Source organism: Streptomyces sp. SudanB52_2052, assembly GCF_964272415.1.
Taxonomy (GTDB): Bacteria; Actinomycetota; Actinomycetes; order Streptomycetales; family Streptomycetaceae; genus Streptomyces; species Streptomyces olindensis.
In genome coordinates this window covers 3,963,226-3,976,640 of record NZ_OZ186796.1, presented here as the reverse complement: position 1 = coordinate 3,976,640, position 13,415 = coordinate 3,963,226, and the positions used below count along the sequence as shown (strand labels likewise).

The 13,415-nt window shown below is 70.4% G+C and carries 10 protein-coding genes; 5 read left to right on the top strand and 5 right to left on the bottom strand.

Annotated features, from left to right (window positions below; all coding sequences use genetic code 11):
* Positions 1-18 precede the first annotated feature (18 nt).
* Positions 19-2,544: an ATP-dependent Clp protease ATP-binding subunit gene (locus ACSUPV_RS17505; RefSeq protein WP_037760757.1), complete on the top strand. Its 2,526-nt coding sequence runs from the start codon at positions 19-21 to the stop codon at positions 2,542-2,544.
* A 128-nt stretch (positions 2,545-2,672) separates the two neighbouring features.
* On the opposite strand, the gene ACSUPV_RS17500 is transcribed toward ACSUPV_RS17505, so the two are convergent.
* Together ACSUPV_RS17500 and ACSUPV_RS17495 are read right to left on the bottom strand one after the other, a co-directional pair.
* Positions 2,673-5,732 carry an NACHT domain-containing protein gene (locus tag ACSUPV_RS17500; protein WP_436947798.1) on the bottom strand — a complete coding sequence of 1,020 codons (3,060 nt, stop codon included), beginning with the start codon at positions 5,730-5,732 and terminating at the stop codon, positions 2,673-2,675.
* Between the two features lie 58 nt (positions 5,733-5,790).
* Positions 5,791-6,426 (bottom strand): HAD family acid phosphatase, encoded by a 636-nt coding sequence (locus tag ACSUPV_RS17495; RefSeq protein WP_031115859.1) that lies wholly within the window; start codon positions 6,424-6,426, stop codon positions 5,791-5,793.
* A gap of 440 nt (positions 6,427-6,866) precedes the next feature.
* Here ACSUPV_RS17495 and ACSUPV_RS17490 point away from each other — a divergent pair, with 440 nt between their 5' ends.
* Complete coding sequence (locus tag ACSUPV_RS17490) at positions 6,867-7,586, top strand: M23 family metallopeptidase (RefSeq protein WP_436947797.1); 720 nt, start codon at positions 6,867-6,869, stop codon at positions 7,584-7,586.
* A gap of 25 nt (positions 7,587-7,611) precedes the next feature.
* Here the strand turns inward: ACSUPV_RS17490 and ACSUPV_RS17485 are convergent, their stop codons facing one another.
* Positions 7,612-8,208, bottom strand: coding sequence for a TetR/AcrR family transcriptional regulator (locus ACSUPV_RS17485; protein WP_031115857.1), 597 nt, complete (start codon positions 8,206-8,208; stop codon positions 7,612-7,614).
* Between the two features lie 122 nt (positions 8,209-8,330).
* On the opposite strand from ACSUPV_RS17485, the gene ACSUPV_RS17480 reads away from it, so the two are divergent.
* From ACSUPV_RS17480 to ACSUPV_RS17470, 3 genes are all read left to right on the top strand, one after another.
* Positions 8,331-9,947, top strand: coding sequence for an MDR family MFS transporter (locus ACSUPV_RS17480; RefSeq protein ID WP_436947796.1), 1,617 nt, complete (start codon positions 8,331-8,333; stop codon positions 9,945-9,947).
* A 381-nt stretch (positions 9,948-10,328) separates the two neighbouring features.
* A complete protein-coding gene (locus ACSUPV_RS17475; RefSeq protein ID WP_031121553.1) occupies positions 10,329-10,769 on the top strand; it encodes a helix-turn-helix transcriptional regulator in 441 nt (146 codons plus the stop codon).
* Positions 10,770-10,832: 63 nt separating this feature from the next.
* The gene (locus ACSUPV_RS17470) at positions 10,833-11,279 is read left to right on the top strand and encodes a VOC family protein (RefSeq protein WP_031121552.1); all 447 of its coding nucleotides are present in this window, start codon (positions 10,833-10,835) and stop codon (positions 11,277-11,279) included.
* 29 nt (positions 11,280-11,308) lie between these two features.
* On the opposite strand, the gene cseC is transcribed toward ACSUPV_RS17470, so the two are convergent.
* Positions 11,309-12,658, bottom strand: coding sequence for a two-component system sensor histidine kinase CseC (cseC, locus tag ACSUPV_RS17465; protein ID WP_037760740.1), 1,350 nt, complete (start codon positions 12,656-12,658; stop codon positions 11,309-11,311).
* 9 nt (positions 12,659-12,667) lie between these two features.
* Positions 12,668-13,369 carry a two-component system response regulator CseB gene (gene cseB, locus ACSUPV_RS17460; protein ID WP_031121550.1) on the bottom strand — a complete coding sequence of 234 codons (702 nt, stop codon included), beginning with the start codon at positions 13,367-13,369 and terminating at the stop codon, positions 12,668-12,670.
* Between the last annotated feature and the right edge of the window lie 46 nt (positions 13,370-13,415).

Below are 13,415 nucleotides of genomic sequence, written 5' to 3'. Positions count from 1 at the left end.
TCTGAGGAGCGATTAACGATGTTCGAGAGGTTCACCGACCGCGCGCGGCGGGTTGTCGTCCTGGCTCAGGAAGAAGCCCGGATGCTCAACCACAACTACATCGGCACTGAACACATCCTCCTGGGCCTGATCCACGAGGGTGAAGGTGTCGCCGCCAAGGCCCTTGAGAGCCTCGGGATTTCGCTCGAGGCGGTCCGCCAGCAGGTGGAGGAGATCATCGGCCAGGGCCAGCAGGCCCCGTCCGGGCACATCCCCTTCACCCCCCGTGCCAAGAAGGTCCTGGAGCTGTCGCTCCGTGAGGCCCTTCAGCTGGGCCACAACTACATCGGCACGGAGCACATCCTGCTCGGCCTGATCCGCGAGGGCGAGGGCGTCGCCGCCCAGGTCCTGGTCAAGCTGGGCGCAGATCTGAACCGCGTGCGGCAGCAGGTGATCCAGCTGCTCTCCGGTTACCAGGGCAAGGAGACCGCCACCGCCGGCGGGCCTGCCGAGGGCACGCCCTCGACGTCCCTGGTCCTCGACCAGTTCGGCCGGAACCTCACCCAGGCCGCTCGTGAGTCCAAGCTCGACCCGGTCATCGGGCGCGAGAAGGAGATCGAGCGGGTCATGCAGGTGCTGTCCCGCCGTACGAAGAACAACCCGGTGCTGATCGGTGAGCCCGGCGTCGGCAAGACCGCCGTCGTCGAGGGCCTCGCCCAGGCCATCGTCAAGGGCGAGGTGCCCGAGACCCTCAAGGACAAGCACCTCTACACCCTGGACCTCGGCGCCCTGGTCGCCGGCTCCCGCTACCGCGGTGACTTCGAGGAGCGCCTGAAGAAGGTGCTCAAGGAGATCCGCACCCGCGGCGACATCATCCTGTTCATCGACGAGCTGCACACGCTGGTCGGTGCGGGTGCCGCCGAGGGCGCCATCGACGCCGCGAGCATCCTCAAGCCGATGCTGGCCCGTGGTGAGCTGCAGACCATCGGTGCGACCACGCTGGACGAGTACCGCAAGCACCTGGAGAAGGACGCGGCCCTGGAGCGCCGCTTCCAGCCCATCCAGGTCGCGGAGCCGTCCCTGCCGCACACGATCGAGATCCTCAAGGGCCTGCGCGACCGGTACGAGGCGCACCACCGCGTCTCGATCACCGACGAGGCGCTGGTCCAGGCCGCCACCCTGGCCGACCGGTACATCTCGGACCGCTTCCTGCCGGACAAGGCGATCGACCTGATCGACGAGGCCGGTTCCCGGATGCGCATCCGCCGGATGACCGCGCCGCCGGACCTGCGCGAGTTCGACGAGAAGATCGCCGGTGTCCGCCGCGACAAGGAGTCCGCGATCGACTCGCAGGACTTCGAGAAGGCCGCCTCCCTGCGCGACAAGGAGAAGCAGCTCCTCGCCGCCAAGGCCAAGCGGGAGAAGGAGTGGAAGGCCGGCGACATGGACGTCGTCGCCGAGGTCGACGGCGAGCTGATCGCCGAGGTCCTCGCGACCGCCACCGGCATCCCCGTCTTCAAGCTGACCGAGGAGGAGTCCTCCCGCCTGCTGCGCATGGAGGAGGAGCTCCACAAGCGGGTCATCGGCCAGAACGACGCCGTCAAGGCGCTGTCGAAGGCGATCCGCCGTACGCGTGCCGGTCTGAAGGACCCCAAGCGCCCCGGTGGCTCGTTCATCTTCGCCGGCCCGTCCGGTGTCGGTAAGACCGAGCTGTCCAAGGCGCTCGCCGAGTTCCTCTTCGGCGACGAGGACGCGCTGATCTCCCTCGACATGTCGGAGTTCAGCGAGAAGCACACGGTCTCGCGTCTCTTCGGTTCGCCCCCCGGCTACGTGGGCTACGAGGAGGGCGGCCAGCTGACCGAGAAGGTGCGGCGCAAGCCGTTCTCGGTCGTCCTCTTCGACGAGGTCGAGAAGGCTCACCCGGACATCTTCAACTCGCTGCTGCAGATCCTGGAGGACGGTCGCCTGACCGACTCCCAGGGCCGGGTCGTGGACTTCAAGAACACGGTCATCATCATGACGACCAACCTCGGCACCCGGGACATCTCCAAGGGCTTCAACCTGGGCTTCGCGGCCTCGGGTGACACGAAGACCAACTACGAGCGCATGAAGAACAAGGTCCAGGACGAGCTGAAGCAGCACTTCCGGCCCGAGTTCCTCAACCGCGTCGACGACGTGGTCGTCTTCCCGCAGCTCAGCCAGGACGACATCCTCAAGATCGTCGACCTGATGATCGGCAAGGTGGACGAGCGCCTGAAGGACCGGGACATGGGCATCGAGCTTTCCCAGTCCGCCAAGGAGCTGCTGTCCAAGAAGGGCTACGACCCCGTGCTGGGTGCCCGGCCGCTGCGCCGCACCATCCAGCGCGAGATCGAGGACTCGCTGTCGGAGAAGATCCTCTTCGGCGAGCTCCGCCCCGGCCACATCGTGGTCGTGGACACGGAGGGCGAGGGCGAGGCCAAGACCTTCACCTTCCGCGGCGAGGAGAAGTCGGCCCTGCCGGACGTCCCGCCGATCGAGCAGGCGGCCGGCGGCACGGGGCCGAACCTGAGCAAGGACGCGTGACCCTTCGGGGACGTTCCTGAACGCGAGTGGGGCCACTGCCTTCGGGCGGTGGCCCCACTTCGTGCTTCGTCCGGGGCGAGGCGCTCCCGGTCCGTCCGCCGGTTGCCCTGTGGGCACCGGCTCCAGCCTCAGCGCTGGTCCAGGGTGACGTCCGCGTCCGGGAAGAGCGGCTGGAAGCCGGACACCGGGAAGGAATGTCCGGGCTTGTTTCCCAGGGTCACCGACTGCAGCCCGGGAAGTCGGGACGCCAGTGCGGCGAGATGCTCGGTGCCGTCCATCGAGGGGACCCGCAGCTCCTCGATCCCGGGCAGCTCGGGCATGCGGCCGATGGAGGCCGGGAGATCCCTGATGATCGACGCGTTGAGATACAGGCGAGTGAGTCCGGGGAGTGCGGCGACCTCCCGCCAGTCGGCCGCCGTCAGTTCCGTGGTCAGCGGGCCGAGGCTGAGCGTGTGCAGCGTGTCCCAGTGACCCAGGCCCCGCAGCCCGGTCGCATCGGTGCTGTGGCGGCCCAGGAAGAGAAAGCCCAGCGGGGCCTCGGCAGGCAGGGCGTCGGTGAGGTCGGCGCCGGGCAGCTCCTGGACCACGGAGAGCAGCGTCAGTGACGGCAGGGACCGCAGCCCCGTCAGGTCGGCGACGGGGGCAAGGACCAGTTCGGCCAGCGGCAGCGGCCTCAGCCGGTCCAGGCCCGTCGCGTCCGGGCATTCGAAGAGCGTCAGCCGGTTCAGCGAGGTGAAGTGCCGCAGGGCGCCCAGGTCCGTCAGACGCGGGTTCCGGTGGATGTCGAGCGTGGTCACCGTCCCCGGCTCCGGTACGGCGGCCACGATGTCCTCGGCGCTGTACGGGCCCTCGAAGGTCAGCTCGGGCCAGGGACGCATCCGGGCGAGGGCGGTGAGCTGGGCGGGCGACTCGCAGGTGAGGAAGAGGTCCGTGCGGTCGAGGTGGTCCAGTACCTCGGCCGCGTACTCCTCGGCGTCGAATCGGTGCCAGGTTCCCGCGAGCTGCCGCCGCACGGCGTGGTTCGGGTGGTCCCGGAAGCGGCGCAGCACGGCGAGGGCCCCGTCGGGCTCGTCCGATCCGAGGACCGAGGCGGTGACGGTGACGCCCAGCGCCTCCTCGTCCGTCAGGGCCTCCGGCCCCGGCAGCAGCTCCAGCACCAGCGGACCGGCCTCGGCCAGCTCCTTCGCGGCTCCCTTCGTGCGCGGCGGGATCAGCGCGGCGGCCCGCCTCTCCACCTCCGTGCGCACGGCGGGGTCCAGCGCCGTCGCGTGCTCCAGGCAGGCCAGCGCCAGCAGCGTGAGCCGGGGCGTGTCCGCGGCCAACAGCTCCCCCAGCACGGACACCCGTTCGTGAGGTCGGGCGTGGGCCACGGCCATCCGGATGACGTCCTCCCACTGGGAGTCGTCGGCATGGCTGGTGAGGACGTCGAGGTGACCCTCTTCGACGGCGTACCGCGCTCCCAGGTAGTCCTGGAAGGTGCGGTGGACGAAGTCCACGACGTCGTCGGCCGGACGGCGCAGCACCCCGCTGCGCAGCAGGAGGGTCCGCAGGACCGCCGACGCGTCCCACTTCCCGGCCGCCGACGCCAGCGCGGGCAGCGCGCGCTCCACGATCCTCTCGGCCGTCTCCAGGGTCATCTCGGTCCGGCCGCTCAGCACCAGGGCGTAGGCGATGCGCTGGAGCAGTTCGAGCTGGGCCGCTTCGCCCAGCTCCGGTCCTTCGGCCGTGCCCATGCCGCGCTCCCGGTCGCGCCGGGTGAGCAGCATGGCGAGGGCGGCGTCGTACAGTTCCTTGCGCCCGGTGGGCAGGTAGCCGCGGCGCTCGCGGTGCAGGGCGCAGATCAGGCCGCACATGAGCGGGTTGGTGGCGAGGCGGGCCAGGTCCCGCTTGGTGCGCAGGGAGTCGAGCAGCCGCTGCTCGTACTCCGGGGCGTGCGCCGCCTCGTGCCAGCGGTGGACGAAGGTGGCGACCTCCGCCCGGCCCATGGGCGCCAGGGACAGTTCCCGGAAGCCCTCCTGGGACAGCCAGTCGGCGCGTACGGCGGTGGGTCGGGTGGTCACCAGCCAGCGGTTGCCGGGGTAGGCGTGGATGAGGGCGCGCAGCCAGTCGCGGGTGCCGTGGCGGTCGGCTTCCGGGATCTCGTCCAGACCGTCGACCAGGACCAGCGCCCGGCCCGCGGTCAGCACGCGTTCCGTCCAGCCGTCCGGCGGGGACAGCGGACAGCCGACGGCGCTCAGGAAGGCGGCCGGTGCGGGCAGCGGGCCGGTGCGGACAAGGGTGCGCAGCGGGAGGGCGTACGGGATGTGGGTGCCCTTGCGTGCCGCGGTCACTGCCAACCACTGCACCAGTGTCGTCTTCCCGGAGCCGGCGTCGCCGCGCAGCAGCACCCTGGGGTCCTGGTCCAGCGTCTCGTCGGCGGGCATCCGTCCGGTGCGGGCCGGCGGATCCTCGCCGGGGGCGGCGGCCCGGTCGGGTTCCCGGTCGGCGGTCGCCTCCAGCGTCAGGTAGGCGACCTCCAGGGGCCAGCGGTCCGGGGAGTCGCGCAGGTCGATGCCGTAGATGGTGATGTGGTTGTGGCGGTCGGCGACGTAGGGCAGGTAGCGGCGCTCGAAGGCGGCGTCCCGGCCGTCCGGGCGGGGCGTGCGGGTGATCAGCTCGTCGACCTTGGCGATCAGTTCCGCCTGGGCCCGGGTCTGTTCGACGAGGGTGCGGGCGACGAACGTGGAGCGGCGGGTGAAGAACTCCAGGATGTTCAGGCACGCCCACTCGGTCGCGTAGTCCAGGAAGTGGCAGGCGTCCGCGGACAGACCGTCGGGAGCGGGGCCCGCCCGGCGCAGTCTCGTGGCCAGCTCGCGGTGGCCGAGGCGCACCGCCTGGACATCGTCCATGTCGAGGTCGCCGAGGGCGAGCAGCCTGCGGGCCAGGCTGTCGGTGACGGCGATCCGCTCGTCGGACGGGAAGGGCGGCTCGCCGGGGGAGTCCACCGCCTGTGCCACGATCCGCCCGGCGAGCTTGTGGACGTCCCGCTCCTCCAGGGTGCGCTTCTCGCCCCGGAAGGACACGAGAGCGGACAGGCGTACGGGCTTGTCGACCAGGCCCGCGCCCGGTCCGTCCGCACGGAAGAGCTTCTTCAGCAGCGGAGCGACCAGCGCGGACGCCAGCTTGCCGCCGAGTACCGTCGGATCCAACCGCCTCACCCCCGTGATCGCGCGAACGGGGGTGAGACTACAGGGAGTTGCGGACGGGTCAGGAGAGCTGACCGTCGTAGTCCGGCAGCTTGTACGTCTTCTCGGCGTGGCCGCCCGAGAGGTCGGTGGCGCTGTTGCCGATGTTCGCGATGATCGTGTAGCCCTTCTTCTCGACGTCGACGCGCTGGGCCGTCTTGTACTCGGCGACGTTCTTGAAGAGGTCGATGAAGTTCCGGACGTAGAGGCCGGAGACCTGGTAGCCGGCCTGTTTGAGGTTGTAGTCCGTGAACGAGTGGATGATGTCCGGGCGGGCGGTCACGAAGAACAGGGCGACGCCGCGCTCCTGGGCGTATCTGGCGACCTCCAGGACCGGCTTGTTGGCCGGCTGCGGGTAGCTGAAGCCGAAGTCGGTCTCCAGCGTGGTGTTGTCGATGTCGAAGACGATCGCCTGCTTCTCGCCGGGCTTCGCCGCCGCTATGCGCTGCTTCAGGTAGGGCAGCGCCTGGTCCATCACCGCCTGGCAGTCCTTCTGCCAGGTGGCGTAGTCGACGGCGGCGGCCGTGGTGGCGGCGGAGGCCGCCGTGGAGGCCTGGGCGGTGGGCGCGGCGTCGGCCGGTGCGGCCATCGCCACGAGGGCCGCCGCCGAGACGGCGGTCACTGAGGCGCGGCGCAACCAGGGGCGTCGGGTCTGCATGTCGTGGGGGTCCTCTCACGTCCGTGACGCTGCCAACATGTCGTGTGCATGTTCGTGCGCGAGGGTGGCGCGAGGGGAACCGTAGGGTTACCGGACGGTAGGCGCCTAGAGGCGTGCGCCACATTTCCTGAATGGCCGAAGAGGGACTCCGGTGACATGGCGCACAGGCGATATGTCCGTTACTAGGCGGAATAGTGCTGAAGGGGCAGGGAGGAAAGGGATTCTTGCTCCGCGATACCGGGTGAAGTGCAGGCTAGTGGGCTGATTCGTCCCGAATGGGCGCTGTGTCAAGAGACGTAGAACACTGAACGAAATTACTAACTTCTGTCGTAGATCACGCTTTTGGGAGTTTGTCGGACTTCGGGTTACCAAGGGATGGCCATTCGGCGAGCGACTGTGCGCCGGGTGGTTTTCTCCGTCCCCTTCCCCATGAGGTTTCGATGTCCCAGCGCGTCACGTCCCGTTCCTCCCGTACGTCCCAGCTCCGCACCCGTGCGACCGTGCTGGCCGCCGGCCTCGGTGTCTCGGTCGCACTGGGAGCAGGGGTCGCGTCCGCCGCCGACACCACGGCCGCGTCCGGTGCCGCCAGTGCCGTCCAGGTGCAGGCCGCCGCCCAGGCCAAGGCCGCCAAGGTCGAGGCCGTGAAGGCTGAGAAGGCCGCCCAGGCGGCCAAGGCCGCCGCCGCGAAGAAGGCCGCCGAGAAGAAGGCGGCCGCCAAGAAGGCCGCCAAGAAGGCCAAGCCGTCCTGGGTCGGCCCGGTGAAGAAGTACCGGCTCTCCGCGAGCTTCGCCCAGAACGGCGGCATGTGGCAGTCCACCCACAGTGGCCAGGACTACGCCGTTCCGAGCGGCACCCAGGTCGTCGCCGCCCACGGCGGCACCGTGGTCAAGGCCGGCGGCAACGGCGCCGGTGACGGTCCCGCGTACGGCAACGCCGTCGTGATCAAGCACGGCAACGGCACGTACTCGCAGTACGCCCACCTGTCCAAGGTGAAGGTGAAGATCGGCCAGATCGTCAAGACCGGCCAGGAGATCGCCCGGTCCGGCAACACCGGCAACTCGAGCGGCCCGCACCTGCACTTCGAGATCCGTACGACCCCGAACTACGGCTCGGCCGTCGACCCGGTGAAGTTCCTGCGCGCCAAGGGCGTGAAGGTCTGACCCGCACCCCCTCTCCCGGGGTCCGCTAGGAGCCCCCGGCTCCCCGGTGGGCCTGGGTGACCAGATCCGTGGCGACCTCGAGGACGGCCTTGTTCCGTTCCTCGGGGTCGTCTCCCACGTCCTGGAGCAGGAACATGCCGGCGTGCAGCGTGTAGATGGCGCTGGCACAGCGGACCTGGTCGATCAGGTCGGCGTCCGGGTCGACGATGATCTCGCGCAGGGTGTGGATGCGCGCCTTGAAGGACTCGCCGATCCGCAGGTCCCGGACGGTCGCCTGGTTCTCGTGCATGAAGCGGAACAGCGGGGCGGCCTGGGTGAGTGTGTCGGCGTACCGGCGGACGATCTCCTGCTTGGTCTCCAGGGTGTGCGGCTGCCGCCGGCCCCACTCGACCAGGTCCTCGATGGGCTGCGTGAGGTCCTCGAAGATGCTGACGAGGATCTCTTCCTTCGTCTTGAAGTGGTAGTAGAGCGCCGCCTTGGTGACGTCCAGGCGCTCGGCGATCTCCCGCAGGGACGTCTTCTCGTAGCCCTGCTCGGCGAAGAGTTCGAGGGCCACGTCCTGGATGCGCCGGCGGGTGTCCCCGCGGCGCCGCTGCCTGGTGTCGTCCATGGTGCCGCCCATCCTCCTACGCGCCCGCTTTCCATAAAACTTACTTGACGCCCGGCTAGTTCCGCGGCTAGCTTCCGAGTGTAGTCACTAGCCGGTCGGCAAGTAAGTAGCGGTAGCTGGGGAGTGGGGAAGCGATGGCGGACACGACGGACACACCGGCGGTCGGCGCCGACACCGTGGGGAAACAGCCGAGGAGTGTGCGGGTCGTCCTGCTCGCGCTCATGATCGCGATGATGCTCGCGATGCTCGACAACATGATCATCGGTACGGCGATGCCGACGATCGTGGGCGAGCTGGGCGGGCTCGAACACCTCTCGTGGGTGGTCACGTCCTACACCCTCGCCACCGCCGCCTCGACCCCGCTGTGGGGCAAGCTCGGCGACATGTACGGCCGCAAGGGCACGTTCCTGTCGTCCATCGTGCTGTTCCTGATCGGCTCGGCGCTTAGCGGCATGGCCCAGGACATGGGCCAGCTGATCGGTTTCCGTGCCGTGCAGGGCCTCGGCGCCGGCGGTCTGATGGTCGGCGTCATGGCCATCATCGGTGACCTGATCCCGCCCCGGGAACGCGGCAAGTACCAGGGCATGATGGCCGGCGTCATGGCCCTGGCGATGATCGGCGGCCCGCTCGTCGGCGGCACGATCACGGACAACTGGGGCTGGCGCTGGGCGTTCTACATCAACCTGCCGCTCGGAGCGGTCGCGCTGGTCGCGGTCAGCGCCGTGCTGCACCTGCCGAAGAAGCGGGCCGAGGCGCGGATCGACTACCTGGGCGCCGTGCTCCTGACCGTCGGCATCACCGCGATCGTGCTCGTCACCACCTGGGGCGGCACGGAGTACGCCTGGAGCTCCACGCGGATCATGGAGCTGATCGGCATCGGGGTCGCCGCGCTCGTCGGGTTCGTGTTCTGGCAGACCAGGGCCGCCGAGCCGGTGCTGCCACTGCACATCTTCCGCAGCCGCAACTTCACGCTGATGTCGGTCATCGGCTTCGTCACCGGCTTCGTGATGTTCGGCGCGACGCTGTTCCTGCCGCTGTACCAGCAGTCCGTGCAGGGCGCCTCCGCGACGAACTCGGGGCTGCTGCTCCTGCCGATGCTGGGCGCGATGCTCGTCACGTCGATGGTCGCCGGCCGGGTCACCACGAACACCGGCAGGTACAAGGTGTTCCCGCTGCTCGGCAGCGTGCTGATGATCGTCGGGCTCTACCTGCTGTCCACCATGGACACGGGCACCTCGCGGTTCACCTCCGGGGTCTTCATGGCCGTGGTCGGGCTCGGCATGGGCTGCCTGATGCAGATCACCATGCTGGTCGCGCAGAACAGCGTGGAGATGAAGGACATGGGCGTCGCGTCCTCGTCGACCACGCTCTTCCGCACCCTCGGCTCCTCCTTCGGCGTCGCGATCATGGGTGCGCTGTTCAACAGTCGCGTCCAGGACGTGATGTCGGAGCGGGCCGGGGCGCTGGGCTCCAAGGTGACCGAGCAGTCCGCGCAGCTCGACGCGGCGAGCCTCGCCAAGCTGCCGGCGCTGGCCCGCGAGGCCTACCAGCACGCGGTCTCCGCCGGTACGCACTCGGCGTTCCTCCTCGGGGCCGTGGTGGCGGTGGTGTCGCTGGCGGCGGCCGTGTTCGTGAAGGAGGTGCCGCTGCGGGGAGCGGGGCCGAAGCCGGAGGACGAGGGCCGCACGGACGGCGACGACGGCCACCGGGACGGCCCGGCGGCACAGACGCCGGTGATCGAGGCCGTCTGACCGAACCGCGAGAAGCCCCCGGGGTACCCGCCCCGGGGGCTTCGGCTTGCCCGGCCGTACCGGTCCTCACGGTTAGACCCCGGCCGCCCCGATCCCCGGTGCCAGGCTCCGGCCGAACCGGCCCCCGTCAGGCTCCGGTGGCACAGGTCCCCCGGGTCAGATCCCGGCCGCACCGGTTCCCGCTACCAGGCTCCGGTCGTATGGGCCCCCAGTCAGGCTCCGGTGGCACGGGTCCCCCGGGTCAGATCCCGGCCGCACCGGTTCCCGCTGCCAGGCTCCGGCCGCACGGCCCCCACGGCCAGGCCCCCGCCGCCCCGATCCCCACCGCCAGCCCCCGGCCGCCCGGCCCCACTGTCAGACCCCCGTGCCACCATCGGTCGCATGGACAAGATGCGGCAGGTGCGGCGGGGCAAGGACGCCATGGACCGGGACTGGGCCGACCCCGAGCTGGACCTGGACACCGTCGCCGCGCACGCGGGGTACTCGCGCTACCACTTCATCCGCGCCTTCAAGGAGGCGTACGGCGAGACCCCCGGCCAGTACCTCACCCACCGCCGCATGGACCGCGCCGAGGACCTGCTGCGCACGGCGAACCTGTCGGTGACGGAGATCTGCCACCTGGTCGGCTTCAGCAGCGTGGGCACGTTCTCGGCGCGCTTCAAGGCCTGGACCGGGCTGACACCGAGCGAGTACCGGCACAAGCACGTGGGCCGCGGAGCCGCCCTGATACCCGGCTGCTACGCCATGCTCTGGGCGGGCGGCTTCCGCTCGGGGCCCGGCGCGGGACCGCGGCGGCAGCGCAATTCCGGAGAAGCGGGCTGACACCCCCGCTGCCTACGGTGGCAGGGCCAGCACGAAAGCCCCGCCGAGCAGCAGGAGCACGTCATGATCAAGGGTCTCGCCATCTCGACCGTCTGGGTCCTCGACCAGGACCGCGCCAAGGAGTTCTACACCGAGAAACTGGGCCTGGAGGTCCGTACGGACATGACCATGGGCGAGGGCGGCATGCGCTGGCTCACGGTCGGCTCGCCCGAGCAGCCCGACGTGGAGCTGACGCTGATGGTGCCCGGCGGCCCCGCGATGGACCCCGAGTCCGCCGAGATGCTCCGCAAGCTGGTGGCCAAGGGGGCGCTCGGCGCAGGGGTGCTGACCACCGACGACATCCACGGCGACTACAAGAAGCTCAAGGACCGCGGCGTGGAGTTCCTCCAGGAGCCGCAGGAACGCCCGTACGGCACGGAGGCGCTGTTCCGCGACGACTCCGGCAACTGGTTCTCGTTCACCCAGCCCCGCGAGGGCGGACTCGACCTGGACCAGGACTGGACCTGCTGATCCGGGTGGCGGGCGGCGGGCGGCGGTCCTCAGGACCCCGGCAGCATGGGGTAGCTCCCCGTGTTCGTCGGCGCGTGCTCCGGCAGCCACAGCACCGCCACCGCGCCCTCGGCCGGTACCTCCTCCGGCGCACCCGGCGTGCGGACGTTGCGGAAGGTCAGCCGGGCGCCCAGCACCCGGGCCTGCCCGGCCGCGATGGTCAGGCCGAGGCCGTGACCGTGGCCGGCCCGGTCCTTGCTGCCGGTGCGGAAGCGGCTCGGGCCGTCGGCCAGCAGGTCTTCCGGGAAACCCGGGCCGTGGTCGCGGACGCGGATGACCCGGCCCTCGACGGTGACCTCGATGGGCGGCTTGCCGTGCCGGGCCGCGTTGGCGAGCAGGTTGAACAGCACCCGCTCCAGGCGCCGCGGATCGGTGGTGACCTCCGACTCGTGCACGATCCGCACCTCGACGTCCGGGTCCTTGGCCGCCACCCGCCGGGCGACGAACTCGCCCAGCATGATGTCCTGCAGCTCCGCCCGCTCCGAGGCCCCGTCCAGCCGGGCCACCTCCAGCACGTCCTCCACGAGCGTGCGCATGGCCTTCGCGCGGTCCAGCACCAGCTCGGTCGGGCGGCCCGGCGGCAGCAGCTCGGCGGCGGTCAGCAGCCCCGTCACCGGGGTGCGCAGCTCGTGCGCGATGTCGGCGGTGACCCGCCGCTCGGCCTCGATCCGCTGCCGCAGCGCGTCCGCCATGGCGTCCACCGCGCTCGCCAGGTCGTCGGTCTCGTCCCGGACGACCCCGCCCATGGCGTCCCGCACCCGCACGTCCGTCTCGCCGCCCGCGAGCTGGTTCGCCGCGATGGCCGCCTTGCGCAGCCGCCGCGACAGGTGCCCGCCGATGAGGACGCCGAGCGCGCTGCCGCCGAGGACGACGGCGATGGAGCCGATCACCAGGGCCTGGTCGAGGTCCTTGAGGATGTCCGAGCTGCGGTCCGTGAAGCCCGAGTGCAGGGACATCACGTGCCCGTTCTTCAGCGGCACGGCGGCCCATATGTCGGGCGCGTCACCCGGCCGGTCGGCCACGTACGTCGCCCGCTGCCCCGCCTCGACCCGGTCCCGCAGCGCCTCCGGCAGGTCCGGGTCGTCGATCTTGGTGTTGGGGAAGTTGATCCGCCCGGACAGCTCGTAGGTGCGCTGGGCGATGATGATGCGCTCGTCGGCGAGGTCCCGGGCGTTGTCCAGCATGGACACCCGCGCGGCGTTGTGCACGACCAGGCTCAGCGCGATCGCCACCAGCGCCCCGACCAGCGCGATGGCCGCGCTCAGCTTCCATCTGAGGCCCGTGCGGATGCCCGCGCGCTCCAAGCCCGTGGCGACCAGGCGCCGGAAGTGCCCCCTCATAACCCCTGCTCAGGCCTTCAACTTGTAGCCGAAGCCGCGGACCGTCTCGATACGGTCCTGGCCGATCTTCTGCCGCAGCCGCTGCACGTGCACGTCGACGACTCGGGTGTCCCCGCCCCAGCCGTAGTCCCACACCCGCTCCAGCAGCTTGTCGCGGGAGAGGACCGTGCCCGGCGCGGAGGAGAACTCCAGCAGCAGCCGCATCTCGGTCGGCGTCAGCGCCACCGGCCGCCCGGCCCGGCGCACCTCCATGCCCTCGGTGTCGACCTCCAGGTCCCCGAAGGTCAGCACCCCGCCGCTCGCCGGAGAGGCCTGCTCCTCGCCCCGCCCGCCGCCCGCGTGCCCGAACCGGCGCAGCACCGCGCGGATCCGGGCGACCAGCACGGCACCGTCGAACGGCTTGGTCACGTAGTCGTCGGCGCCCGCCTCCAGTCCCAGCACGACGTCGATGGAGTCGGCCCGCGCCGACAGCATGATCACCGGCACGGTCGACTCGTCCCGGATCCGGCGGCACAGGCTGACCCCGTCGAGGCCGGGGACCATCACGTCCAGCAGGGCGATGTCGGGGCGGTCGGTGCGGAACGCCTCCAGGCCCGACAGGCCGTCGGGCATGGCGGTGACCGCGAAGCCGTCCCGTTCCAGGGCGAGCTGCGTGGCCTCGCGGATGACGTCGTCGTCCTCGACGAACAGGACGTGGGTCTGGTCTGCCATCCCGGTGCTCTCAGTCCTCGTGTGATCCGTGGGGTGCGTTCTCTCT